The organism is Pedobacter lusitanus, assembly GCF_040026395.1.
Classification (GTDB): Bacteria; Bacteroidota; Bacteroidia; order Sphingobacteriales; family Sphingobacteriaceae; genus Pedobacter; species Pedobacter lusitanus.
In genome coordinates, this window is sequence record NZ_CP157278.1 from 5,161,243 (window position 1) to 5,187,156 (window position 25,914).

Here is a 25,914-nt window from a genome sequence, read left to right on the forward strand (position 1 = left end):
AGCTGTTGGTTATGTAATGCAAAAAAAAGCTTCACAATTGTGAAGCTTTTTTTATATGATTTGATTAAAACTCGGCATTTTTAGGGAAACGTGGGAAAGCGATTACATCTCTGATATTAGTCATACCGGTAACAAACAGAACTAATCGTTCAAAGCCTAAACCGAAACCGGCGTGAGGAGCAGAACCGAATCTTCTGGTGTCTAAATACCACCATAGTTCTTCCTGTGGGATGTTCATTTCGTCCATACGCTGGGTTAATTTGTCCATTCTTTCTTCTCTTTGTGCACCACCAATCATTTCACCGATTCCAGGAAATAAAACATCCATTGCAGCAACGGTTTTTCTACCTTCAGCATCCGGTTCATTCTGACGCATATAGAAAGCTTTAATGTCAGCCGGATAATCTGTAAGGATAACTGGTTTTTTAAAGTGTTTTTCTACAAGGAAACGCTCATGCTCAGACTGCAGGTCAGCACCCCATTCGTTGATCAGATATTTGAACTGTTTTTTCTGATTAGGTTTTGAAGAACGTAAAATAGCAATAGCCTCAGTATAAGTTAAACGCACAAAATCATTGCCTATACAGAAGTTTAGTTTTTCAATCAGAGACAATTCACTACGCTCTTGCTGCGGCTTGGTTTTTTCGTCTTCTAACAACCGGTTATTTAAGAACTCGATTTCTTCTTTACAGTTCTCCAATGCGTAAGTAATGATGTATTTCATCATATCTTCTGCAAGCTGCATATTATCTTCCAGATCAGCGAAAGCAATCTCTGGTTCAACCATCCAGAATTCCGCAAGGTGACGTGTAGTATTTGAATTTTCAGCTCTGAAAGTCGGGCCGAATGTATAAATCTGACCGAAAGCCATGGCTGCCAGTTCACCTTCCAGCTGGCCGGAAACAGTAAGATTGGTCGCACGGCCAAAGAAATCTTCTGAAAAATCTACATTTCCATCCTCAGTTCTTGGTGTATTGTCAAAATCAAGTGTGGTTACTTTAAACATTTCGCCTGCACCTTCAGCATCAGAAGCTGTAATTACAGGGGTATGCATGTAAACAAAACCTCTTTCGTTATAAAATTGATGTATAGCGAATGCCAGTGCATGACGCACTTTGAAAACAGCATTAAAAGTATTGGTACGGAAACGCAGGTGTGCAATTTCTCTAAGAAATTCAAGACTGTGTTTTTTTGGCTGCAAAGGGAATTTTTCTGCATCACTATCTCCAAGAATTTCTATTGAGGTTGCTTTTACGTCAACACGCTGACCTTTACCCAAAGATTCTACCAATTGACCAGTAACAGCAATAGCTGCTCCGGTAGTGATTCTTTTTAATAATTCCTCCGCTGTATTTTCAAAATCAACAACTATCTGAATATTTCCCATGCAGGAACCATCATTGATGGCAATAAACTGGTTGTTACGGAACGTTCTTACCCAACCCATTACGGTCACTTCTCTGTTAAAATCAGTAGTTTCTAACAGGCTTTTTATTTTTTCTCTTTTAATCATGATTTTTTTGTGGAGCGTTCAAAAATAATGAATTCAATTTAGAAATAACAGGGTTGAAGCCGGAGATTTAAGATTTTTAGCGCATGGGAGGGAATTAGAGAAATGTGATATTATATGTAAATATGGTGTTTTTTTGTGTTTTATGTGCGTTTTTTTATTTTAATGGATTATTTATCGGTATTTTGTGTGTTTTTGTTTTGTTCTATCCTTATTTTAATTTATTTACTTGTTTTTGTATTGTTTATATGTTGTTATTTTGTTGTTTATTTTATATTTGTGTTATTATTATGCTTATTATTGTTTTTTTTTAATGTATTTATTGTTGTTTAATTGTTTTTATTTGAAATATTTCAAATAAAATATATGATAAATGATTTTTAATCAAAAAATATACTATATTTGTATTGCTCGTTTAAATTATATTTGGTTAAAAACCTTTGGCTTAATTGCCGGAGGTTTTTTTTTGACCAATGTAAAGCTGATAAGGATGTTGTTCTTATAGGTCCGCTCAAAGTCTTCTTAAAATGCTGTTTATATAATTTTATCCTTATTTCTTCAAACCTGAAGGACAAAAAAAGCCGGTTGTTTTTACACAACCGGCTTTTTTATATATAATTATTGTCTTTTTTTATTTAGCTTGTAAAACTAAGAAGACGTTAAGAATCTCTTTTTTCTGTAAAGATTAAGCTAAAACTTTAGTAACTAAAGCAGCAGCATCTTTTAAAGCAATTGCTGAGAATACTTTCAGGCCAGACTCATCAATTAGTTTTTTTGCTTCAACGGCGTTTGTACCTTGTAAACGACAGATAATTGGAACAGGAATATCTCCGATTTCTTTATAAGCGTCAATAACACCCTGGGCAACACGGTCACAACGAACAATACCACCAAAGATGTTAATTAAGATAGCTTTAACATTTGGATCTTTCAAGATGATGTTAAAACCAGCTTTTACAGTTTGTGCATTAGCTGTTCCACCTACATCAAGGAAGTTAGCCGGCTCACCACCTGCAATTTTGATAATATCCATAGTTGCCATTGCTAAACCAGCACCGTTAACCATACAACCAACGTTTCCGTCTAATTTTACATAGTTTAAGTTTGATTCGCTTGCTTCAACGTCAGTAGGATCTTCTTCCAGTTTATCACGCATTGCTGCATAATCAGGATGACGGAATAAAGCATTCTCGTCTAAATCTACCTTCGCATCAACAGCAATAATTTTATCGTCTGATGTTTTTAAAACCGGGTTGATTTCAAACATTGAAGAATCAGTGTTGTCATAAGCTTTGTAAAGCGCAGTAACAAATTTTACCATTTCTTTAAAAGCGGCACCGCTTAATCCAAGGTTGAAAGCAATTTTACGTGCCTGAAATCCCTGAAGACCAACTTTAGGATCGATCTCTTCTTTGAAAATTAAGTGAGGAGTGTGTTCTGCAACTTCTTCGATATCCATACCACCTTCGGTAGAATACATGATGATGTTTCTTCCATTAGCACGGTTTAATAAAACACTCACATAGAATTCTTTTGTTTCAGAAGCTCCAGGATAGTAAACGTCCTGAGCAACAAGAATTTTGTGTACTGTCTTACCTTCTGCACTAGTTTGAGGTGTGATCAATTGCATACCTAAAATATCGGTAGCTCTTTGTTTAACCTCGTCAAGGTTTTTAGCCAACTTAACACCACCACCTTTACCTCTTCCACCAGCATGTACTTGTGCTTTAATTACTACCCAGTCAGAGTTGTAGTCTGCTTTCATTTTTTTAGCAGCTTCTACAGCCTGCTCAACAGTTTCGGCAACTATGCCTTCTTGTACGGCAACACCAAAACTTTTAAGTATTTCTTTACCTTGATATTCGTGTATATTCATTTGCTGAAAAAATTTGATCCAAATCTACAATTTCATATTGGTTTTAAAAACTTAGAGTCAGTTTAAATTTATAAATTAACCTTGTTTATAGCTTATTTTTGAGTGAAACAGGACAAATATTGCCAACATCATATTTTCTGCAGGACGGAACACCTGGTTTTTCGTCAATATGAAAACCCGCTGCTTACACGTTAACAGAAATTAATCTCAAATTTTGTAAGTTTGTCGCATGCTAAAAGCCACAGGTATAAGAAAAGCTTATGGAAGTCTGCCGATTCTGAAAGGAGTAGATTTTGAGGTTGCCAAAGGAGAAATTGTCAGTATCATCGGGGCTTCGGGTGCAGGTAAGAGTACACTGTTGCATATTTTAGGCACACTTGATAAACCGGATGAGGGTATTGTTGAACTGAATGGTACTCAATTGGCTCAGCTTTCGGGTGAGCCGCTTAGTGTTTTCAGAAATCAAAATATTGGTTTTATTTTTCAGTTCCATCATTTGCTGCCAGAATTCACTGCACTGGAAAATATCTGTATTCCTGCTTTTATTGCTAAAAAAAGCAAGAAGGAAGCTGAAAGCCGTGCTATAGAGCTCCTAGAGTTACTTGGGCTGAAAGATCGTGCTTCACATAAACCAACAGAATTATCGGGAGGAGAGCAGCAGCGGATTGCTGTTGCAAGGGCATTAATTAATAATCCTGCTATTATCCTGGCTGATGAACCTTCCGGAAATCTGGATTCAGCAAATGCGGAGTCGTTGCACCGGTTTTTTATTACACTGCGTGATAACTTTAAGCAGACATTTGTAATTGTAACGCATAATAAAGACCTGGCCGAAATCAGCGACCGGGTAGTCACCATGAAAGATGGTTTAATTGTATAAAATTTGAAAACACTCATTACCGGAGGCAAATCTGCCCAGGCATTAAAAATATTAAAAGCGTTTACCACAGACCAGGTGCTATTGGGAGATTATGGTGAAATACCTTCTTTTGCATCAGATCAGTATCAGTTTGTAAGTCTTGGTGAAAGAAATGATGACACTATTGCCCATAATCTGCTTAACACTTGTCTGGACCTCGAAGTTGATCGTCTGTTACCACTATACCAGTTCGAACTGGAGGCTGTAATGAGATCATCCATATTATTCCAGGAATTTAATATTCATGTTTTATTGCCTGATTTACATCATTTCCCGCTTTATGCTCCTGAAGAGGTCGTAGATAAGCAAAACTGGGCTGTATTTGATAGAGGTGAGTTGCTTTACGCAGCTATACCAGCCGATAATCTCTCTGTTCTGGGTAAAGAAAAAGCGCTGAATGGTGTCTTTTATATGTATGAAACTGTAAACAAACAAAAGCAATCCTTATTTACTATTGCCTGATGAAATACCAAGACCATATTAATACTAAACAGGCTTTTGTTTTTGGCCTGGATGATGTTTTATATCCTGTAAAAGATTATCAGTTGCAGGTGTATTATCTCTTTGCCCAATTTATTGAGTATGGTGAACAGCTGGATGCCGGGGAGATCATTCTTTTTATGAATGAGACTTATCTGAAAGACGGTGCTGAAGATATTTTTGCTAAAACAGCTGCGAAATTTGAGTTACCCCAGAAATATATAATCAATTTTGATTTGTTACAGCAAAATGCAAAATTACCCTTGAAATTATTGCTTTTTGCTCCAGTACTGGATTTTCTTAAAGAGATCCGTGCCGCAGGGAAGCCTATCTTTTTATTGGTAGACGGAGATCCTGTTCAACAGTTAAACAAGATAAGACAAATGGAATGGAATGGGCTGGAACAATTTCTTACGGTCTATTTTAGTGCCGAAACCGGAACCTTTGAACAGACACTGGATATGCTTGTTATGAAACATGATCTAAAAAAGAAAGAAGTTTTAGTCATAGGTAAAAGTCTGTATGACAACGTAGATAAAATTGAATTTTTATCTGTGGACCAACTTTGATTCACATTCTTTCTCTACCTTAACTGCATAATTTATATTACCTATTTATGAGGACTAATTTACTAAACAATCGTTTGACGGTGTGTGCGTTGTTTCTTTTTGTCGTGATTTCCAGTTCATGTAAGAAAAGCCCTAAGCCGGAAGTGACAAATAATACAAATGGCAGAAGTGGAGATACCCCAGCCGGCACAAGGACACAACTAACACTGGATTCACTCTATTTATACGCACAGCAGATTTATTACTGGAATGATGCACTTCCTGATTATAGTGCTTTCAATCCGAGACAGTTTTCTGGTAAATCACAGCCAATAGACAATTATGATGATGAGCTGTTTGCGATCAGTCAGCTGAAGATAAATCCGGCGACAGGCAAATCCTACGAGTACAATGGATTTGGATATCCTAAATATTCAAGGATAGATGATCTTACTCAGGCCAATCCAAGTACTACAGCTTCAATAAAGTCTGCAGATGTAGACGTAGATAATAATGGTTATGATGTAGGTATCAGACCTGTTTTTTATACTTTCAGTAATTCTGATAAGTATGAACTATTTGTTACTGCAGTTTATCCGGGTTCGCCGGCTGCTGCTGCTGGTGTTAAACGTGGCTGGTTAATCACGAAGGTTAATGGGAGTGCTGTGGGTGCCAGCTATACCAAGGAATCGAAGTCAGTATTTAATTCATTTTCTGCATCGTCTGTGACAATAGAAGGTTTTAATGCTATTGACAGGGTTCCATTCAGTATGACACTAAACCGTGCTTCTTATAAGAGCAGTCCTGTTTATGCAGCAAAAGTTATCGCCAGAGGAGGAAAGAAAATAGGATATCTGGCTTTTGCAAGATTTTCTTCTTTATCCAGTAAGGATGGATCGAATGATATGTATCTGGATCCGGTTTTTGCGGATTTTAGCAGTCAGGGAGTGACTGATTTGATTATCGATTTAAGATATAATGGTGGGGGATATGTCAATACTGCAGCCTATCTGACTAACCTGATTGCTCCATCTGGTACTAACGGACAGGTTATGTTTACTGAAATTTATAATGCAACAATGCAGGCGGGTAAAGCATCTATTCTTTCCAATCAGCCTTTGATAGGTATTGACGGGAAAATATTATATCAGAATGGAAGAATGCTGACTGCTGCTGATGATAATTATACGCCGGCCGCCAATACAACTAAGTTCAGTAAAAAAGGAAGTCTGGGCGGAGTAAACAATGTAGTCTTTATTGTATCCAGAAATACAGCATCAGCAAGCGAGATTGTAATTAACTGTCTTAAACCTTATATGAATGTGAAATTGGTAGGAGATACTACTTATGGGAAACCTGTAGGGTTTTTCCCGGTTACACTGGAAAACAGGTATCAGGTATTTATGCCAAACTTTGAGACTAAAAATGCAAGAAATGAAGGTGGATACTATACCGGGATCAAGCCTGATGTATTGGATGAATATGATGATCCTGAATATGTTTTTGGAGATGAACGGGAAAACTATATGTCTAAGGCGTTGAATGTACTTGCGCCTTCGGGTACTACTACACAGGGTGTAGCCAGTACGGGCAGTAGAAGAGCTAATACAGAAAGTTTCAGAAGTCAGCAGATTAAACCAGTTAATCCTAACAGTGAATTTGTAGGAATGATTGAAAGAAGGCATTTGCCGAAGAAATAAGTTAAGATAAAACAAAAAAAAACACGCTGCAAAGCGTGTTTTTTTGTTTTATCTTCTTTTAGACTGGAGCCTGTCTCTTAATATTTTCTCTACAGTACGTTCTTTATCGAAATTATCTGTGATTTCCAGAATGCCATTGGCAGCATTGATGAAAAATGTCTGGTTAAGGTTCTCAAATTTGTCTGAGGCTTTGTGATAATCTTTATGATCTTCTACTCCAAAATAGATAAATGGGATGTTTTTTGCATTAAATGCTGCCTGATCACTTTGCTCTGTCCAGTCATCTGCTGCCAGTTTTGAGTTATCATGTCCAAAAAGAATCTTTAAATCGGGATTAGTTGTAGCAATGTAATTCTTAAGCTGGGGGTATTTATAGGTTCCTGCAGCATATAATTCTCCTTTATCGTTATGACTGATCATATCAAGGTTTAAATTGAGCTTGATCTTTTTAAGATCTACCGGTGGATGGTTTACAAAATACTCAGAACCCTTTCTGCCAAATTCCTCTGCATCAAAGGCTGCAAAGATCAGCGTGTACATAGGTTTGTTTCTTGCATAGTGTGTAGCTATTTTTAAGAGTCCTGCAACGCCAGAAGCATTGTCATCGGCACCATTATAAATCTTTCCGTTAATCACACCTAAGTGATCATAATGCGCAGAAATTACGATAACCTTACTGGTTGTACCTTTGATATAACCAATCATGTTCTTTCCAGTGATTTTTGGATCATCTATACCTGAAAAATTGAATGATTGCTGATAACCATTAAAGCATGAATAAGATCTGAGGCCAATTTCCTTGAATCGCTTAGCTATATATGTTCTTGCTAATTCGGCACCTTTTGTTCCGGTTTTCCTGCCTTCGTAAGCATCTGAAGAAAGAATCTTTACATCATTAATTAATTGGTCAGCGTGAGAGGGTTGATTGGATGTTTTTACTGCATTGCAACCCAGAGTAAATGCCAGGGGTAATAGCAAATATAATTTCATAGCGCCAGGTTTTTGTTAATAGGTCATTGTGTTGAATATCCTAATATATTACAAAATAGTGACACATCAATGCGCTATCGGAAAAACTTATGGCAAGGGTAAAGTAGTTATTTAATACATTTAGCTTATTAATTACAGAGATAATCTTGCTAGTAGGACGTAATGATTATAAGGTTGAAAGTATAAATTATAAAACAATTTAATATATAAAACTTAAACAAATGGAATACAGACGATTAGGAAAATCCGGGTTACAATTGAGTGCACTTTCTTTAGGTAGCTGGCTGACATTTGGTCAGCAGATCAGTGATAAAGTAGCTGATGAACTGATGGGAATTGCTTATGATGCCGGTGTAAACTTTTTTGATAATGCCGAAGGTTATGCTGCAGGAAAATCAGAAGAAGTAATGGGAAAAATTATTAAGGCACATGGGTGGGAGCGTGAATCTTATGTGGTTTCCAGTAAAGTCTTTTTTGGCACGGAAAACAAAGGTCCTAACCGTATAGGATTATCGAGAAAACATGTTATTGAAGCCTGTCACGGAGCATTAAAGAGATTACAGGTTGATTACCTGGATTTATATTTTTGTCACCGTCCTGATAAACAAACTCCTATTGAGGAAACGGTGTGGGCAATGAATACTTTATTGCAGCAAGGCAAGATTTTATACTGGGGAACTTCGGAATGGAGTGCATCAGAAATTATGGAGGCTATCCGGGTTGCCCGTCAGTATAACCTGATAGGCCCGACAATGGAGCAGCCTCAGTATAATCTTATAGAGAGAAATAAACTTGAAAATGAATATTTGATGTTGTTCAAAGAGTACGGTATGGGTACTACCATCTGGTCGCCTTTGGCTTCGGGAATACTTTCGGGTAAATATACATCGGGTAAAGCTAAGGACACCCGTCTGGATATGAAAGGATTGGAGTGGTTAAAGGAATCTGCACTAACAGAAGTGAAGCTGGCTAAGGTGGAGAAATTACAATCTTATGCTGACGAGTTAGCTATTCCTATGGCCAAACTATCATTGGGCTGGTGTTTGAAAAATCCAAATGTAAGTTCAGTAATATTAGGTGCTTCAAAAACTGAACAGTTGAAAGAAAATCTGACTACTTTGGAGGTATTGCCTTTACTGACGGATGAAGTAATGGCAAACATTGATAGAATTATGTGGACCAGACCTACATTACCTCATTTTTAATGACAAGATTGCTTGAAATAAAAAAAGCGGGAAAATTTTCCCGCTTTTTTTATAGTTAAATTTATGTCAACCTGTTTTAGGATGCCTTAGGCACTAATCTTAATAGTAAGTAAGACGTACCACGCCGGCCAGTTTCTTAGCCAGACGAATAACCTGTCTGGTGTAACCGTATTCGTTGTCATACCAGGTATAGATTACTACAGATTTATTATCTTTTGCTATAATTGTAGCCGGGCCGTCAATAATAGAAGCATGGCTGTTTCCAATTAAATCAGAGCTTACCAGCTCATTTGAGATTGAGAATTCTATTTGTTCAGATAAATCTCCAAAAAGAGACGCCTGTTTGATGATATCAATTACTTCATCTCTCGAAGTAACTTTATTTAAGGATAAATTCAGGATAGCCAGTGAAACGTTAGGTGTAGGAACACGTACTGCATTCCCGGTTAGTTTTCCACCCAGATGTGGGATAACTTTGGCTACTGCTTTGTCTGCTCCAGTTTCAGTAATAACCATATTTAAAGCCGCAGATCTGCCACGACGATATTTTTTATGATAATTATCTAATAAATTCTGATCATTTGTATAAGAGTGAATAGTCTCAATATGGCCTTTTTCTATACCAAAGGCATCATCCATAACTTTTAATACCGGAACAATGGCATTGGTAGTACAGGATGCATTTGACACGATAGTCTCTTTGTTAAAGTCGAAGTCAGCATCATTGATTCCGGCAACTATATTTGGAATATCACCTTTGGCTGGTGCTGTCAGTAATACTTTGGCAATACCTTTGGATACAAGGTGACGACTCAGGCCTTCACGGTCACGGAACACACCTGTATTATCAATTAATAATGCGTCTTCAATACCATAAGTTGTATAATCTACATCTTCGGGTTTATTGGCAACGATAAAATAGATGGTCTGGCCATTAATGATTAACGCTTTATTAATGAAATCTTCAATGATGATTCCATTAAAAGTACCATGAACTGAATCTGTGCGTAATAATTCTGCACGTTTGATCAGTTCTTCATCACTGTAGGTTCTGGTTACAATAGCACGGAGTCTGAGTTGTTCACCTTTACCAGCCTGAAGAATTAATTCTCTCGCTGCCAGTCTTCCAATTCTTCCAAACCCAAACAAAACTACGTCTTTTGGTAACAGACTGATTTTGTCTTTACCAATGTGACGGCTAAGTTTGCTGATTACAAAATCATGCATTGTTGCAAAATCATTGTTTTCATCCAGCCACTCAGCTGCTAGTCTTCCTATATCAACACGTGAAGGGGCGAGATTACATTTTGCAATTTCATTTGCCAGTTCCAGTGTCTCATAGATGTTAATGTCTTTGCCTGAAATTTCTTTAGCGTACTGGTGGTGAGCAAGGATTTCGCTGCTACCTACATCGAATAATGGTTTGCGGAAAAGTACAAGTTCAATAGATCTGTCAAACCATAGCTGGCCAACAACATTTAGTAATTCAACTGCTTTTTTCTCTTTTTCAATCCAGTTCTGAAATTCGGATTGGTATTTATTAAACATATCGGGGTTATTTGGTTAGAGTGCCACAAAAGTAAAAAAGATTGGGGGAAACCCAATCTTTTTCTGTCCGATTATTTAAGTAAAGAAGCTATTTAAATTCAAATAGTCTTTAAAGGATTAACCTAAGTATGATTTTAATATTTTACTACGTGAAGTATGACGCAGACGTTGCAATGCTTTGTCTTTGATCTGACGGACACGTTCACGGGTTAAGTTGAATTTCTCACCGATTTCTTCCAGAGAAAGCGGGTGATTAGTACTTAAGCCAAAGAAAAGAACGATGATTTCACGTTCACGCTCTGTTAATGTAGATAGAGAACGTTTGATCTCTTCAGAAAGTGATTCGTTGATTAAACTGCTGTCAGTATTAGGCTCATGGTTTTCCAAAACATCCAGTAGCGTGTTTTCTTCACCCTGAACGAAAGGAGCATCCATAGAAACATGTCTTCCTGAATTACTCAAAGTATCAGAAATCTTATCAACGGTTGTTTCAAGAATATCAGCCAGCTCTTCAGGAGAAGGCTCACGTTCATATTCCTGCTCTAATTTAGAGAATGCTTTACTGATTTTACTCAGTGAGCCGACCTGGTTTAATGGAAGACGTACAATACGACTTTGTTCAGCGATAGCCTGTAAAATTGACTGACGGATCCACCATACAGCGTAAGAGATAAACTTGAAACCTTTAGTCTCATCAAAACGTTTAGCCGCTTTGATCAGTCCAAGATTACCCTCATTAATTAAATCACCTAAAGTTAATCCCTGATTCTGGTATTGCTTAGCTACAGAAACTACGAAACGTAAATTGGTCTTTGTCAGACGCTCCAGAGCGGCCTGATCACCTTCGCGTATCTTTCTTGCCAGTATTACTTCTTCTTCTGCGGTGATTAAGTCTACCTTACCAATCTCATGAAGATATTTGTCTAGAGATTGACTCTCGCGATTGGTTATGGATTGGGTAATTTTGAGTTGTCTCATTTATGTGCTTTGGTGCTCTTTATGTGTTAGAACGTGCAAAAGTAAGGATTAAAAGGCAATTTTAAAACATAAATTCCTGAAAATGTTACAGTTTACACTGGTTATTTGTACGATAATTTAATAGCAATAATTATTCCAAAGTACTTTTGGCAGTCTGTTTGTCTTATATTGAAAAATGTACATTATTTATCGTATTTCAATCATAAATGCTTGTTTTTTAATAATTCATCTTTTGGAAGTATCAATTATTTAAGCCCGGAATACATCATTTTATTGAATTTATATGATAATTTAATGGAAAATATCTTTTCTGAATAACACCTGTCATCTATCATTATTTAATGTTGTCATGATCATATTTTAAATTTTTTTCCTAAAATTCTTTGAATTCGGAAAAAGATGTCTGTAAAAGCCGACAATTTTACCGATTTTTATCTTTACGAATTCAGAATATGAATTTATGGTTTTCTTATTTTTGATAAAAGATCTGCATATGCCTATAATTATTAATCTGGATGTGATGCTCGCTAAACGTAAGGTATCTCTGACCGAACTGAGCCTGAAGGTTGATATCACCCTTTCTAATCTTTCTATATTAAAAACCGGAAAGGCTAAGGCTATCAGGCTGGAAACCCTGGAAGCTATCTGTAAGGCACTGGATTGTCAGCCGGGAGATATCCTGGAATATATCCCATAAAACATTTGTTGCCGATGCTGGCAATCCGGTGCATTTTCAATCAGGAGGAACTTATAAATCCGCCAGTTTCAATGTGTCTTTTAATCTGATTCCTTTTTCCGTTTGTTGCACAGTACAGCATTCATTTATAGAATCATGTTCTAAATAAAGGATATAGTTATTTGCAGCTGCTTCTTCCAGAAAGTTTTTTTTCTCTTTTAAGGTCTGTAGTGGAAACATATCGTATGACATGACATAGGGTAGGGGGATATGGCCTATAGATGGCAGCAGATCTGCCATGTATACAATTGTATGGTCTTTGTAAGTTAACTGGGGTAGCATCATCGCATCTGTATGGCCAAAAGCGAAACGTACTTTAAAATCCTGCTGAAATTCAACTCCTTCCTGATCGGAAATAAACTTCAGCTGACCGCTTTCCTGAAGTGGCAGAATATTGTCTTTCAGGAATGATGCTTTTTCTCTGTCATTGGGATGCACAGCCCAGTCCCAGTGTTTTTCATTACTCCAGTAATGTGCCTGCTTAAATGCGGGAACTAACTTTTCACCTTCACGGACAATTGCACCTCCGCAATGATCAAAATGCAAATGCGTAAGAAATACATCCGTAATATCTTCTTTGCTGAACCCTTTGGCTGCAAGTGATTTTTCCAGTGTATCATCGCCATGCAGATAATAATGACTTAAAAATTTTTCATCCTGTTTATTACCTATGCCTGTATCAATCAGAATCAGACGGTCACCATCTTCTATTAATAAGCAGCGCATAGCCCAGGTGCACATATTATTTGTATCTGCAGGATTACTTTTTTGCCAGATAGATTTTGGGACAACGCCAAACATTGCACCTCCATCCAGTTTAAATAATCCGGTTTCTATAGTATGTAAGTTCATCATTTAAAAATTTGGTATGCTGTAAAATTAAGAAACCCGCTGAGTTATCAGCAGGTTTCTTAATTTTATATGGATGATGTGACTTACAGGTGAATTACTTCTCCGTAAGCATCAGCAGTAGCTTCCATAATAGCTTCACTCATGGTAGGGTGAGGGTGTACTGCTTTTAAAACTTCATGACCTGTAGTTTCCAGTTTACGGGCAACAACGATTTCTGCAATCAGTTCAGTTACATTGGCACCAATCATATGGGCACCTAATAATTCACCGTATTTTGCATCATAGATCATTTTGATAAAACCGTCTTTTGCACCTGCTGCACTGGCTTTACCGGAAGCAGAGAATGGGAATTTACCAATTTTCAGTTCATAACCCGCTGCTTTAGCCGCTTTTTCAGTGTAACCAACCGAAGCAATTTCTGGTGAACAGTAAGTACAGCCAGGGATATTGTTATAATCTAATGGTTCCGGAGAGTGACCAGCGATTTTCTCTACACAGATAATTCCTTCTGCTGAGGCAACATGGGCTAAAGCCTGTCCACCAACGATATCGCCAATTGCATAATATCCTTTTACAGAAGTATTATAGAATTCGTCTACTACTACTTTACCTTTTTCAGTTTTGATGCCTGTTTCTTCCAGACCAATGTTTTCAAGATTAGCAACTACACCTGCAGCAGAAAGAACGATATCACATTCTATAGTTTGCATACCTGCAGCTGTTTTAACCTGAACTTTGCAGCCTGCACCACTGGTGTCAACTGATTCTACGCTTGAAGAAGTCATCACTTCGATTCCTGCTTTTTTAAAGCTGCGTAATAATTGTTTGGAAACATCCTCGTCTTCTACAGGAACAATGTTTTCCATGAACTCAACTACGGTTACTTTTGTTCCCATAGTTGCATAGAAATAGGCAAATTCCACACCTATAGCTCCTGAACCAACAATAACCATTGATTTAGGCATTTCAGGTAAAACCATTGCCTGTCTGTAGCCAATGATTTTTTTACCATCTTGTTTTACACTTGGCAATTCTTTTGAACGGCCACCTGTAGCAAGAATAATATTTTTTGCTGTTAATTCTGTAGTAGAACCATCAGCACCTTTAACTTCAACCTTATTGCCCGGTTTAACTTTACCGGTTCCCATTACTACGTCAATTTTGTTTTTCTTCATTAAAAACTGAACGCCTTTGCTCATTCCTTCGGCTACGCCACGGCTGCGTTTAATAACAGCTGCAAAATCTGCTTCAGCTTCGGCAGTTTTAATACCATAATCAGCTGCATGATTGATATATTCAAATACCTGCGCACTTTTTAATAAAGCTTTGGTTGGGATACAGCCCCAGTTAAGGCAGATTCCTCCTAAGGATTCACGTTCTACAATTGCAGTTTTTAAACCCAATTGTGACGCTCTGATTGCAGCAACGTATCCGCCTGGACCGCTACCTATTATAATTACATCGTAGTTCATATCTTTTAAAAGGGGACTTTACTTAGTAAAGCCCAAAATTAAAAAAAAATGTTCGTTAAACAGCGAATTTGATTTTTGTGACATTAAGAAACTATTTAAAGTTCACCTGGTCATTTGTTTACAATACTTTTTGCTGTAATATCTGCTTATCTGTCCCTGGTAAAAAATGTCGTTAATATCCGGCCCTTTCTATTCAAATATTAATTTTAAATCATTTTAGCTGCCTGATTTGCCAGAATGTATAGAAGAAGTCTGACTTTAATAAAATACCGTCATTTTGAATTATTCCAAATAATGAACTGATAAACTGTTGGTTAAGCTTGTATTATAAATGTTAAATGTGGATAAAAAACATATATAATTAATGATTTATTAACATTGAAAGCTAAAACGTTGTGTATTTTATCTATACTTTTGTCGCTGTAAACTATTATAAACTATTTTTTACCCGAACGCCCAGCGTTTCAAACAAATAAATTCATTAAAAAAGGATTATGAAGAAATCTCTACTATTTAAAATTGTAGTAATTATCATGGCTGTTGTAGGAACATTTTTCTCTGCGAATGCTCAGGTTACTACTTCAGCGATGACCGGTGTCGTTAAAGATGCAAAGGGACCATTGCCAGGAGCCAGCGTTAAAGCTGTCCACGTACCTACGGGATCTGTTTATACCACCACCACCAACGGTGATGGTCGTTTTACTATTGCCAATATGCGTGTTGGTGGACCTTATTCTGTTACGATTACTTTTATTGGATTTCAGGCTGCCAAATATGACAACCTTAATCTTAAACTAGGTGGATCTTATCCATTGAATGTTGTTTTATCAGATGGAGCACAGCAATTAAGTGATGTTGTTATTACTGCTAACAAAAACAAAGTAATTAACAGCTCAAGAACTGGTGCTGCAACCAACGTTTCTCAGAAACAAATTCAGGAGCTTCCTGCTGTTTCAAGAAGTATTACTGATTTAACCAAACTAACTCCTCAGTCTAATACTAAAGGTGACGGTTTTTCATTTGCAGGTAGAAACAGTTTGTTTAACTCGCTGACTCTGGATGGTGCACAAATGAATAACGTGTTTGGTTTATCGTCACTTCCAGGTGGTGGAACGAGTGCTCAGCCATTTACTTTGGATGCATTAGACGAGTTACAGGTGAACTTAGCACCTTACGATGTAAAACAAAGTGGTTTTACAGGTGCTGGTGTAAATGCGATTACTAAAGCTGGTACCAATGATTTCTCAGGATCTATCTATACTTATTATAAGGATCAGAATTTACAGGGATACAATGTTGGTAGTACAAAACTTGATAAAGCAAGTCAGGCCTTCCTGAATAAACAATTTGGTTTCAGATTTGGCGGACCAATTATTAAGAATAAATTGTTTTTCTTCGTGAATGGTGAGATCTCACGCCGCACTTCTCCAGGTACTAACATTCTGGCTAATCCGAATGCTGTTGCTACTGCAAATGATCCGATCAACGTATCAAGAGTATTGGCATCTGATCTGAATTTAGTTAGAAATACATTGATTAACAGATTCGGTTATGATCCGGGTGTATATTCAGGATATAGCAATTTACAGAATGCAGATAACGTTACTGCGCGTTTAGACTGGAATATCAACAATTCAAACAGATTAACTGTAAGATATAACTATCTGAAATCTTTTAAAGATCTTAACCCCAGTACATCAAACTCTAACAGAGGTCGTGGACAATCGTTAACTTCTATGTTTTACGATGGTATGAGATATACTCAGTATAATAACATCAACTCAGTTACTGCAGAGTTAAACACTCGTTTCAGCGAAAAATTTGCAAATAACTTACAGTTGGTATATACTGGTTTCCGTGATTACCGTTCAACAAAAGGAAATCCATTCCCTGTTGTAGATATTGAAGATGGTAACTCTGGTAATTATATCTCTTTGGGAACAGAGCCTTTTAGTGGTTTAAATAAATTAAATCAGGATATCTATACCCTGAATGAAAACTTTAACATCTTTGCCGGTAACCATACGATTACTATTGGTGGATCAGTAGGTTATCAGAGATTTGAGAATGCTTTTGCTCAGTTCCTTTACGGTCAGTTCAGATATAAATCAATGAGTGACTTTTTAGGAGCTGCTACTGGTAACCAATCGATTAACCCAACATTATATCAATTGACTTACTCAACTGATAAAAATAACGCTGTTCCTGCTCCTGCTATTTTTAGTCAGATGCCGGTTGCAGTTTATGCACAGGATGAATGGTATGTTAAACCTAATTTCAAACTGACTTACGGTTTAAGATTAGATATGCCTATCTATACTTCAAAAATTCAATCTAATCCATTGGTAACTGCTGCGACTTTCCGTGATGGTGAAAAGCTGGATGTAGGTAAATTACCTAAAACTCAGATCTTATTCTCTCCACGTGTTGGATTCAACTGGGATGTTAATAGTGATGGTAAAATTCAGGTACGAGGTGGTTCGGGAATCTTCACTGGTGCAGTTCCAGCAGTATGGTTAACTAACCAGGCAGGAAATACAGGATTAGGTACAGGTAACGACTTTTTAACTAATCCAAAAAACCGTCCGTTTAGCCCTGATCCATCAGCTTATATCCCTGCTAATCCTACTAATCCAGCTACTTACGCAATTAATCAGGCTGTAAATAACTTCAAAGTACCTCAGGTATGGAGATCTAGTTTAGCAGTTGATTATAAATTGCCAGGTGGTGTGATTGCTACAATTGACGGGATGTATACTAAATCAATCAATGAAGTGTTCCACAGAGATGCTAACCTGGTTAATCCTACGGCTAATCTTACTGGTACTGGTGATACCCGTCCTTATTTCCCAGGTGGTAATGCAAACAGAATCAATCCATCATTGACTAATGCAATTGTATTTGATAACACCAACAAAGGATATGCATGGAACATCACAGGACAATTACAAAAAAGATTTGGTAAATATGTAGATGTAATGGCTGCATACACCAGAAGTGATGCACGTGATATTACTTCAACTCCAGGATCACAGGCTGCTTCAGCTTTCAATGGTAACCAGGTTGCTGGTGACCCTAATAAGCCAACATTAGCCTATAGTAGTTTCCTTGTTAAAAACAGAATTATTGCATCTGTTAACTTTAACTTCTCTATCATTCCTCAGTTACCTACTTCAATCGGTGTGGTATATGAAGGATCTCCTTATGGTGATGTTTTCGGAAATACAAGATTCACTTATGTAACTGCAGGTAACGTTAACAACGATAACTCAACTTTTAACGATTTAATGTACATTCCAAGAGATCGTAAGGATATTGTTTTAAAAGATATCGCTGCTTCAAAAACAACTTTCGCTGAAACTGCTGATCAGCAATGGGCAAGGTTAGATGCTTATATTAATCAGGATGCATATCTAAGCAAACACAGAGGTCAGATTTCTGAAAGAAATGGTGCTGAATATCCTTGGGCTAACCGTTTTGATGTAAGAATCCTTCAGCAGTTCAAAACTATTTTTGGTCAGAAAGCAAACAGCAGATTTGAAATCTCTGTGGACATTATCAACTTTGGTAACTTACTGAACAAAAACTGGGGATTGACAAAAGCTCCGGGTATGACTAACTTCTTACAGTCACAAGGTGTGCAGAGTCCAACAACATTAACTCCAACCTATACTGTAAACCAAGGTTTAACTACTGATACTTTTAGAAATAATACTGATATTTCTTCAAGATACCAGATTCAGGTTGGGGCAAGATACAGCTTCAACTAATCTGTAATATAATTTGTAAAAGCCCCGCTCTGAGCAATCAGAGCGGGGCTTTTTATTTTTGCTGGTTTGATAATCTGTTTCATCAACACTTATACCTGCTTAAAATGTTTGAGCTTTTACATTACCCCCTTTTTTATGATCTGAATCACTTTTTTGTCATTTTAGGTTAAACAATTATTTCATATATTTAATTTGTGTTTATTTGTAACCGAATGAACGTTCAATTAGAAGATAATACAGGAAAACGTGTTGCTGTCCTAAACAGCACACTCGCTCTGATTAAAGAGCATGGATTCCATGGCGCTCCCATGAGTCTGATTGCTAAACATGCAGGTGTAGCAGCAGGAACTATATATCACTATTTTGATTCCAAAGAAACCCTCATATTAGAGCTTTTTGTCCATGTGAAGGATAAACTGGCTTTAGCCATATCAGCAGGTGATGATCCTTCAAAGCCCTATAAAGACCGATTTTTTAACTTCATGATTAATCAGTTTAACTTTTACATTGAAAATGAAAACTCTCTGTTTTTTCTTGAGCAGTACATGAGCTCTCCTTTCGCAAAGAATTTTCCTGAGAGGGATAGTCAACTATTTGCAGATAAGGTGATTGGATTGTTTCAATATGGCATAGAAAATGCTCACTTCAGAAATATTGATTCGAGGCTGCTGGCCCCGACAATCAAAGGGACTCTTGTTGCTGCTGCGACTTTCCAGTTGTCAGAACAGATTGTGTTCACCAAAGAAGATATTATCGAAGTAGTCAGTGTAATATGGGATGGAATTAAAAGGCAGTAAAATAAATTGTAAAACAAATACCCTTAATATATATATGAAACCTCACAAATTGATTTTAATGATGCTCGTCGGCATCCCCGTTCTTTTGCCGGGGCTTCTACATGCCCAGACGACAGTTAGAGAACAGCCGACGCTAAGCAATGCGACTTTGCAGGAATGCATTGATTACGCTTTGAGCAATAAGCCTGGGGTACAACAATCACTGATTGATGAAGAGATAGGAGAAAGAGATATAAAATCGGCATTATCAGGTTGGTTGCCTCAAATTAATGGTACAGGAACAGTGAACCATAATTTTAAACAGCAATCTCAGATTCTGACTACAAACGGACAGTCTTCTTTACTAACCTTCGGGGGTAAAAATACTTCATCTTTTGTTTTGCAGGCTGATCAGCAGTTTTTAAATGCAGGGTTGATTCAGGCATCCAAATCTGCCAAGTTTTACAGACAACAGTATAAACAGAGTACAGAGAATACTAAGATCAACACGATTGTTGACGTTAGTAAAGCATTTTATGATGTCCTGACCAGTAAAGAGCAATTGAATATTATTGCAGAGAATATTGCCAGACAGGAAAAACAATTTAAAGATGCCCGTTCACAATACGATGCTGGTCTGGTTGATAAAACAGATTTTCAAAGAGCCCAGATCAGTTTAAGCAATTCAAAGGCTGACAGAAAAAGAACGGAAGAATTGTTAAAGTACAAGTATGCTTATCTGAGAGAATTAATTGGCTATAGTGCAGATAAACAATTTGGTTTGTCTTTTACTTCAAGCGATATGGAGAAAGACGTTATGATTGATACCGCTCAGTTGCTGAACTATCAGAACCGTATAGAATACCGTTTGCTGGAAACACAAAGACAATTGCAGAAAATTACAACGAGTTATAACAAATGGAGTTATTCACCTACGCTTTCTGGTTTTATCAATTACGGATGGAATTATCAGAATAATAAACTGGGTAATCTTTATGATCAGACTTTCCCAAGTTCTGTAGTAGGACTGAAATTAACTATGCCGATCTTCCTTGGTGGTAAACGTACGCAGGAAATCAAAAAATCGCAGTTACAGGAAAGAAAAATTGATCTTGATATGATCAATACCAAGAATAAGATCAATACACAGTATGAACAGGCAATTGCCACTTATAAGGCTAATCTGAATGATTTAAATACCAATAAATCTAATGTTGACATCTCGAAACAGGTTTACAATACAATCAAGCTTCAGTATGATGAAGGTATTAAGACTTACCTGGATCTGACAACTTCAGAAACAGATCTTCGTACTGCACAAATCAATTATCTGAATTCATTATATAACCTTCTTTCGTCAAAATTAGACGTAAAACAAGCATTAGGAATAATCACCGTAAACCAATAAAAGACATGGACATTAAATACATAAAATTAGGCATCTTAATCCTTGGTTCAGTAACATTAGCATCTTGCGGTGGTAAACCTGCTCCTCAGCAGGGACCTCCTCCGGCAACTCCTGTAACTACTTATACGGTTGATGAGCAACCAGTAACTACAGTGGACACTTATCCGGGGGTAGTGGTTCCATTGAATGAAGTTGAACTTCGTGCTCAGGTTGGTGGTTATATTACTGCTATCTATGTTAAAGATGGTCAGCATGTGACCAAAGGACAAAGACTATATGAAATTGACCGTACTAAATACCAGGCTGCCTATAACTCAGCTCAGGCTAATTTATCGGTCGCAAAAGCGAATCGTGATAAAGCAAAGAAAGATGCTGATCGTTATACTAAATTAGCGCAGCAGGAAGCTGTTGCCAAACAACGTGTTGATTATGCATTGACAGATCTGGCTAATGCCGAATCACAAATTGCAGCTGCTAAGGCAAATCTGGCTTCTGCAGCAAATGATTTACAGCGTTCTATTATTGTTTCTCCTTTAACCGGAACAATTGGTATTTCACAGGTAAAACTGGGCGCTCTGGCTTCTCCGGGTACCACACTTTTAAATACGGTTTCTACAAACAATCCGATTGCTGTAGATATTCCGGTTAGCCAGGCTGATATTCCTCGTTTTGTACAAATGGAGAAAAATGTATCGGCAGTCAAAGACTCTCTTTTCAGCATTGAACTGCAGGATAAAAGTATTTATCACCGTCAGGGCAGAATTATAGCAATTGACCGTGCGGTTGATCCTCAGACCGGTACGATCAAAGTAAGAATCAGTTATCCGAATGAAGGTGGAAAACTGATAGCTGGTATGAATGTGAATTTACTGGTACTGAATAAACAGATAGGCAATCAATTGGTAATTCCTTATAAAGCAGTTACAGAACAGCTGGGCGAATTTAATGTATTCCTGGTTGGAGACAGTAGTAAAGCTCTGCCACAGGTAATTAAAGTTGGTACTCAGGTAGGCCAGAGTATAGTTGTAAAAAGTGGCTTGAAGAAAGGTGATGTTATTGTGGTTGAGGGGGTGCAGAATGTGAGACCGGGTGCTGTGGTACACGCAGGATCGGCAGCTGAAGCAAACGGACAACAGCCAGCAGCAGGCGCACCAAAAAAATAGTTATTATAAGAATTTCAAGCATATGATATCAGAAGTATTTATAAAACGACCGGTCACGGCGATCGTCATTTCCATATTAATTGTACTGGTTGGAGCAATTGTGATTACCACATTGCCAATCAGTCAGTATCCGAGTATTGCCCCACCGACAGTTACTGTGACAGGTACTTATACGGGAGCGGATGCGCAAACTGTAGAGCAAACAGTAACTACCCAGGTTGAAAGTCAGATTAATGGTACGCCAGGGATGAAATATTTATCATCAAACAGTACATCTGATGGTCGTTCAGCGATTACAGTAACTTTTGATGTAGGTACAAATATTGATATCGCCGCGCTTGATGTGCAGAACAGGGTAGGTATTGCAGAACCGGGATTACCTGAAGCGGTAAGACGTTTAGGAATCACGACTAAAAAAGCAAATAATGATATTCTGATGGTTCTGGGTCTGTATTCTCCAAATGGGACATATGACCAGAAATTTATTTCCAACTATGTCAACCTGTATGTTAAAGATGCGTTATTACGTATTAAAGGTGTAGGGGATGTACAGGTATTCAGTCAGCCTTTTAGTATGAGGATCTGGCTGGATGCAGGAAAGTTAGCCAGATTAGGTTTAACACCAACAGATGTTTCTGCTGCTGTCAATGAACAGAATACACGTACCCCGGGTGGTAGTGTAGGAGGGCCGCCACAGCAAAACTCACAGACTTTTGAATTCTCTGTGGTTATGGATGGTGATTTGAATACAGAAGAGCAATTCAGAAATATTGTGATCAAAACCGGACAGGATGGTTCTCCGGTATATCTTAAAGATGTTGCCCGTGTAGAACTGGGTGAGTTTGCCTATGTAACTTCTGCAAAGGTAAACGGTAAAGTTGCAGCCTTGATGGCGGTTAACCAGACTCCAGGAGGAAATGCAGTTGAAACTGCTGCCGGGATTGACAAAACAATGGCTGAATTAAAGAAATCTTTCCCTAAAGATCTGGATTTTAAAATCAGTTATGAGACAGTTTCTATTATTAAGGTATCCATCAGTGAGGTAATTCATACACTGGTTGAAGCGCTGATCCTGGTAACGATCGTTGTATTCTTCTTCTTACAGAGCTGGAGAGCAACATTGATTCCAGTACTGGCAATTCCGGTTTCCATTATTGGTACCTTTATTCTGTTTACCCTGTTAGGTTTCTCTATCAACGTACTGACGATGTTTGGATTCGTCCTCGCCATCGGTATTGTGGTAGATGATGCGATTGTGGTAGTGGAGGCGGTTCAGCATTATATGGACCACGAGGGGCTTTCTGCACCAGATGCTACACGTAAAGCGATGAAAGACATTACTGCACCGGTAATTGCGATTGCTTTAATTCTTGCCGCAGTATTTATACCGGTAGGATTTATACCAGGTATGGTTGGTCAGTTGTATCAGCAGTTTGCAATAACAATTGCGGTATCGGTATTGCTTTCTGCATTTATTGCACTTTCACTGACTCCGGCATTATGTTCTTTACTGTTGACGCCGATGAACCTGACTAAAGATTCAAAAGGCTTAAATAAATTCTTCTTTAAATTCAATACCTGGTTTGCAAATGTAACTCATGGATACTCTAACGGAGTGAGATGGGCCTTGAAAAAAGCACCCCTGGTAATGATCATACTGGCCTGTATTTATGTCGGTACAGTTGGGTTATTTATGAAAAAACCTTCTGGTTTTATTCCGAATGAGGATGCAGGTATCTTTATTATGGGAGCTACCTTACCTGAAGGCGCATCAGCAGTACGTACAGATGCTTTCATCAAAAGGGTTACTGATTCACTACAGAAAAACATTCCTGAACTGCAGAATATTACTTCTGTAAGAGGTATCAATATTCTGAACAGATCATTTAAGTCTAATGCCGGAACATTCTTTGTTCAGTTAAAGAACTGGGATGAACGTAAAAGAGATGTGGCCACAGTTCTGGCTAATGTATCTAAAACGTTTGCCGGTGATAAAGACGGTAGTATTCTGGCTGTTACCCCTCCTCCGATTCCCGGATTAGGTATCAGTGGTGGTTTCTCGATGCAGATCCAGGAAAAACAAGCAGGTGATATTAAGAAATTTGAAGGTATAGTTGGTAAATTCCTGGCAGCAGCTAATCAGCGTCCTGAAATTGGATTTGCCTATACTTTATTTAATGCTAAAACTCCAAATTATCAGTTGCATGTAGATCGTGACCAGGTGAAGAAAATGGGCGTTTCCATAGGTGCTGTTTATAATACGATTTCTATTTATCTGGGTAGTACGTATATCAATGACTTCACTAAATATGGACGTAGTTTCAGAGTACTTTCTCAGGCAGATACGAATTTCCGTAGCAGCATTGATAACCTGAACCAGATCTATGTGAAAAATAATGTGGGTACACCGGTGCCATTAAGTTCATTTGTGAGCTATAAGATGACCGAGAATGCCTCTATTATTAATCACTACAATATGTTCAGGTCAATTGAGATTGGTGGAGCTGCAAGACCGGGAAGAAGTTCCGGGGATGCACTGCAGGCTTTGAGAGAAGTTGCTGCGCAAACGCTTCCACCGGGTTATACTTATAATTTCTCTGGTTTGAGTTTAGAGGAAACTGAGGCTGGAAATAGTACAACAATGATTTTTGGTTTGATCGTTGTCTTTGTATTCCTGCTGCTTGCTGCTTTATATGAGAGTTGGTCGGTTCCATTCTCTATCTTACTGGCGGTTCCTCTTGGTTTATTCGGGGCAATTCTTGCTTTGATATTCCTGCCAAAACTGGATAATAATATTTATGCACAGGTTGGTCTGATTACGCTGATTGGTTTATCGGCCAAGAATGCGATTCTGATTGTCGAATTTGCAAAAGAGCGCGTTGACTGGGGTATGGAACTGATTGCAGCGACTATTGAAGCTGTTAAATTAAGGTTACGTCCAATTATCATGACCTCTCTGGCATTTATCCTGGGTGTTATTCCATTGATTATTTCTTCAGGTGCAGGTGCTGTATCCCGTATGACTATTGGATGGACAGTGGCTGCAGGTATGCTTTCGGCAACTATTCTTGCCTTGTTTATTGTTCCTGTACTTTTTGTACTGATCACTAAACTGGCTTATGGTAAAAAGAAACTTGCAGAATTGCAGGCTAATTATAAACCGGAAGAACATACTGATACGCTCCATGCGGATTAGATAAGATATAAGCATAAAAAAAGGCTGTACCAGATTCCGGTACAGCCTTTTTTTATGCTGGTCGTTTTGGAAATTACTTCACCTCAAAACTATAAGTTGCTCCCTGCCAGATTCCATCATATTCTTTGCCTTGATGATCTCCTTTTACTTTTTGAAATTCGGTTATTTCAATTACATATCTTCCAGGCCAGATCGGGGTAAAATGGACAAGTCCATTTTCGTCTGTTTTAGTCTCTTTAGCCCAGCCTGAAGGAGAAAATATAGAAACTGTTTTTGCTTTTGCCAGATCATTGTTTAATGTAGCAGTCAGCTTAACTGTTTGATTAACTTTTGCAGAGTTGATTTCGTCAGATTTCAGATATAATACATTGCTGCTTTTGGTTTGCACAGCTGAGTTTTTGCCAACTGCCACATTTGCACTGGCCAGAAAGTGATATTTGGTCGTACCACCAAGTTCCTTTGCTTCATGACTTACTTCCAGAATATAAGATCCGTTTTTATCCGGAGTAAAACTGCTGGTAAATGAATTGCTGTCGGCATTAAGCTTCAGCTGTGTTCTTTGCTGATCAGGTCCGGTCAGCCATAAAGTGAAGTCTTTGACATCAGAGTACCATTTGGATACATTTTCTCTTTCATTTGCAGCATATTCACCATAATAGATCTTTACTGTTTGTACCTGACCGATTTTTCCGGTTGCACCTGTTTCTATCCAAAGCGCATGTGCTGACAGATTTTTAGTGACTAAGCAAAATAAAATGCTCAGTGTTAGAAAAGCTAGTTTTTTCAT

19 protein-coding genes are annotated in these 25,914 nt (G+C 37.8%); 11 read left to right on the forward strand and 8 right to left on the reverse strand.

The annotated features are described in order from the left end of the window. Positions 1 to 64 precede the first annotated feature (64 nt). Both asnS and sucC read right to left on the reverse strand, forming a co-directional pair. Positions 65 to 1,513, reverse strand: a complete 1,449-nt coding sequence (gene asnS, locus PL_RS22230; protein WP_041886264.1) for an asparagine--tRNA ligase — start codon at positions 1,511 to 1,513, stop codon at positions 65 to 67. A gap of 682 nt (positions 1,514 to 2,195) precedes the next feature. After that, the gene (sucC, locus tag PL_RS22235) at positions 2,196 to 3,386 is read right to left on the reverse strand and encodes an ADP-forming succinate--CoA ligase subunit beta (protein WP_348620395.1); all 1,191 of its coding nucleotides are present in this window, start codon (positions 3,384 to 3,386) and stop codon (positions 2,196 to 2,198) included. A gap of 229 nt (positions 3,387 to 3,615) precedes the next feature. On the opposite strand from sucC, the gene PL_RS22240 reads away from it, so the two are divergent. The 4 genes from PL_RS22240 to PL_RS22255 are packed head-to-tail and all read left to right on the forward strand — an operon-like array spanning position 3,616 to position 7,033. Continuing rightward, positions 3,616 to 4,266 carry an ABC transporter ATP-binding protein gene (locus tag PL_RS22240; protein ID WP_041886266.1) on the forward strand — a complete coding sequence of 217 codons (651 nt, stop codon included), beginning with the start codon at positions 3,616 to 3,618 and terminating at the stop codon, positions 4,264 to 4,266. Between the two features lie 3 nt (positions 4,267 to 4,269). Further along, complete coding sequence (locus PL_RS22245) at positions 4,270 to 4,767, forward strand: hypothetical protein (protein WP_041886269.1); 498 nt, start codon at positions 4,270 to 4,272, stop codon at positions 4,765 to 4,767. Further along, positions 4,767 to 5,354 carry a haloacid dehalogenase gene (locus PL_RS22250; RefSeq protein ID WP_041886271.1) on the forward strand — a complete coding sequence of 196 codons (588 nt, stop codon included), beginning with the start codon at positions 4,767 to 4,769 and terminating at the stop codon, positions 5,352 to 5,354. The genes PL_RS22245 and PL_RS22250 overlap by 1 nt, the downstream gene beginning before the upstream one ends. A gap of 47 nt (positions 5,355 to 5,401) precedes the next feature. After that, positions 5,402 to 7,033 (forward strand): S41 family peptidase, encoded by a 1,632-nt coding sequence (locus PL_RS22255; RefSeq protein ID WP_082036039.1) that lies wholly within the window; start codon positions 5,402 to 5,404, stop codon positions 7,031 to 7,033. A 48-nt stretch (positions 7,034 to 7,081) separates the two neighbouring features. On the opposite strand, the gene PL_RS22260 is transcribed toward PL_RS22255, so the two are convergent. Then, positions 7,082 to 8,023: a M28 family peptidase gene (locus PL_RS22260; protein ID WP_041886273.1), complete on the reverse strand. Its 942-nt coding sequence runs from the start codon at positions 8,021 to 8,023 to the stop codon at positions 7,082 to 7,084. 221 nt (positions 8,024 to 8,244) lie between these two features. Here PL_RS22260 and PL_RS22265 point away from each other — a divergent pair, with 221 nt between their 5' ends. Then, complete coding sequence (locus PL_RS22265) at positions 8,245 to 9,228, forward strand: potassium channel beta subunit family protein (RefSeq protein ID WP_041886276.1); 984 nt, start codon at positions 8,245 to 8,247, stop codon at positions 9,226 to 9,228. A gap of 99 nt (positions 9,229 to 9,327) precedes the next feature. Here the strand turns inward: PL_RS22265 and PL_RS22270 are convergent, their stop codons facing one another. Together PL_RS22270 and PL_RS22275 are read right to left on the reverse strand one after the other, a co-directional pair. Continuing rightward, the gene (locus PL_RS22270; protein WP_041881163.1) at positions 9,328 to 10,776 is read right to left on the reverse strand and encodes a glyceraldehyde-3-phosphate dehydrogenase; all 1,449 of its coding nucleotides are present in this window, start codon (positions 10,774 to 10,776) and stop codon (positions 9,328 to 9,330) included. A 117-nt stretch (positions 10,777 to 10,893) separates the two neighbouring features. Further along, positions 10,894 to 11,754, reverse strand: coding sequence for a sigma-70 family RNA polymerase sigma factor (locus PL_RS22275; protein ID WP_008242129.1), 861 nt, complete (start codon positions 11,752 to 11,754; stop codon positions 10,894 to 10,896). Between the two features lie 493 nt (positions 11,755 to 12,247). Here PL_RS22275 and PL_RS22280 point away from each other — a divergent pair, with 493 nt between their 5' ends. Next, positions 12,248 to 12,451 (forward strand): helix-turn-helix domain-containing protein, encoded by a 204-nt coding sequence (locus PL_RS22280; RefSeq protein ID WP_041881172.1) that lies wholly within the window; start codon positions 12,248 to 12,250, stop codon positions 12,449 to 12,451. 51 nt (positions 12,452 to 12,502) lie between these two features. Here PL_RS22280 and PL_RS22285 read toward each other — a convergent pair whose 3' ends face one another. Together PL_RS22285 and lpdA are read right to left on the reverse strand one after the other, a co-directional pair. Further along, complete coding sequence (locus PL_RS22285; protein ID WP_041881170.1) at positions 12,503 to 13,342, reverse strand: MBL fold metallo-hydrolase; 840 nt, start codon at positions 13,340 to 13,342, stop codon at positions 12,503 to 12,505. An 83-nt stretch (positions 13,343 to 13,425) separates the two neighbouring features. Then, positions 13,426 to 14,814: a dihydrolipoyl dehydrogenase gene (gene lpdA, locus PL_RS22290; protein ID WP_041881161.1), complete on the reverse strand. Its 1,389-nt coding sequence runs from the start codon at positions 14,812 to 14,814 to the stop codon at positions 13,426 to 13,428. Between the two features lie 494 nt (positions 14,815 to 15,308). On the opposite strand from lpdA, the gene PL_RS22295 reads away from it, so the two are divergent. From PL_RS22295 to PL_RS22315, 5 genes are all read left to right on the forward strand, one after another. Next, complete coding sequence (locus PL_RS22295) at positions 15,309 to 18,584, forward strand: TonB-dependent receptor (RefSeq protein WP_041881159.1); 3,276 nt, start codon at positions 15,309 to 15,311, stop codon at positions 18,582 to 18,584. A 212-nt stretch (positions 18,585 to 18,796) separates the two neighbouring features. Continuing rightward, entirely contained in the window at positions 18,797 to 19,381 is a 585-nt protein-coding gene (locus PL_RS22300) for a TetR/AcrR family transcriptional regulator (RefSeq protein WP_041881158.1), read from the forward strand. Between the two features lie 34 nt (positions 19,382 to 19,415). Then, positions 19,416 to 20,768 (forward strand): TolC family protein, encoded by a 1,353-nt coding sequence (locus PL_RS22305; protein ID WP_041881169.1) that lies wholly within the window; start codon positions 19,416 to 19,418, stop codon positions 20,766 to 20,768. A gap of 5 nt (positions 20,769 to 20,773) precedes the next feature. Further along, on the forward strand, positions 20,774 to 21,931 hold the full coding sequence (locus tag PL_RS22310; protein ID WP_041881157.1) for an efflux RND transporter periplasmic adaptor subunit: 1,158 nt from the start codon (positions 20,774 to 20,776) through the stop codon (positions 21,929 to 21,931). A gap of 22 nt (positions 21,932 to 21,953) precedes the next feature. Further along, positions 21,954 to 25,127: an efflux RND transporter permease subunit gene (locus PL_RS22315; protein ID WP_348620397.1), complete on the forward strand. Its 3,174-nt coding sequence runs from the start codon at positions 21,954 to 21,956 to the stop codon at positions 25,125 to 25,127. Between the two features lie 73 nt (positions 25,128 to 25,200). Here PL_RS22315 and PL_RS22320 read toward each other — a convergent pair whose 3' ends face one another. Further along, positions 25,201 to 25,914, reverse strand: coding sequence for a DUF4198 domain-containing protein (locus PL_RS22320; RefSeq protein WP_041881154.1), 714 nt, complete (start codon positions 25,912 to 25,914; stop codon positions 25,201 to 25,203).

What these genes read in the sequence shown, in the direction of transcription:
- asnS (WP_041886264.1), bottom strand. Translation starts at nt 1,513, where the DNA reads ATGATTAAAAGAGAAAAAATAAAAAGCCTGTTAGAAACTACTGATTTT.
- sucC (WP_348620395.1), bottom strand. Translation starts at nt 3,386, where the DNA reads ATGAATATACACGAATATCAAGGTAAAGAAATACTTAAAAGTTTTGGT.
- PL_RS22240 (WP_041886266.1), top strand. Translation starts at nt 3,616, where the DNA reads ATGCTAAAAGCCACAGGTATAAGAAAAGCTTATGGAAGTCTGCCGATT.
- PL_RS22250 (WP_041886271.1), top strand. Translation starts at nt 4,767, where the DNA reads ATGAAATACCAAGACCATATTAATACTAAACAGGCTTTTGTTTTTGGC.
- PL_RS22255 (WP_082036039.1), top strand. Translation starts at nt 5,402, where the DNA reads ATGAGGACTAATTTACTAAACAATCGTTTGACGGTGTGTGCGTTGTTT.
- PL_RS22260 (WP_041886273.1), bottom strand. Translation starts at nt 8,023, where the DNA reads ATGAAATTATATTTGCTATTACCCCTGGCATTTACTCTGGGTTGCAAT.
- PL_RS22265 (WP_041886276.1), top strand. Translation starts at nt 8,245, where the DNA reads ATGGAATACAGACGATTAGGAAAATCCGGGTTACAATTGAGTGCACTT.
- PL_RS22270 (WP_041881163.1), bottom strand. Translation starts at nt 10,776, where the DNA reads ATGTTTAATAAATACCAATCCGAATTTCAGAACTGGATTGAAAAAGAG.
- PL_RS22275 (WP_008242129.1), bottom strand. Translation starts at nt 11,754, where the DNA reads ATGAGACAACTCAAAATTACCCAATCCATAACCAATCGCGAGAGTCAA.
- PL_RS22280 (WP_041881172.1), top strand. Translation starts at nt 12,248, where the DNA reads ATGCCTATAATTATTAATCTGGATGTGATGCTCGCTAAACGTAAGGTA.
- PL_RS22285 (WP_041881170.1), bottom strand. Translation starts at nt 13,342, where the DNA reads ATGAACTTACATACTATAGAAACCGGATTATTTAAACTGGATGGAGGT.
- lpdA (WP_041881161.1), bottom strand. Translation starts at nt 14,814, where the DNA reads ATGAACTACGATGTAATTATAATAGGTAGCGGTCCAGGCGGATACGTT.
- PL_RS22295 (WP_041881159.1), top strand. Translation starts at nt 15,309, where the DNA reads ATGAAGAAATCTCTACTATTTAAAATTGTAGTAATTATCATGGCTGTT.
- PL_RS22300 (WP_041881158.1), top strand. Translation starts at nt 18,797, where the DNA reads ATGAACGTTCAATTAGAAGATAATACAGGAAAACGTGTTGCTGTCCTA.
- PL_RS22305 (WP_041881169.1), top strand. Translation starts at nt 19,416, where the DNA reads ATGAAACCTCACAAATTGATTTTAATGATGCTCGTCGGCATCCCCGTT.
- PL_RS22310 (WP_041881157.1), top strand. Translation starts at nt 20,774, where the DNA reads ATGGACATTAAATACATAAAATTAGGCATCTTAATCCTTGGTTCAGTA.
- PL_RS22315 (WP_348620397.1), top strand. Translation starts at nt 21,954, where the DNA reads ATGATATCAGAAGTATTTATAAAACGACCGGTCACGGCGATCGTCATT.
- PL_RS22320 (WP_041881154.1), bottom strand. Translation starts at nt 25,914, where the DNA reads ATGAAAAAACTAGCTTTTCTAACACTGAGCATTTTATTTTGCTTAGTC.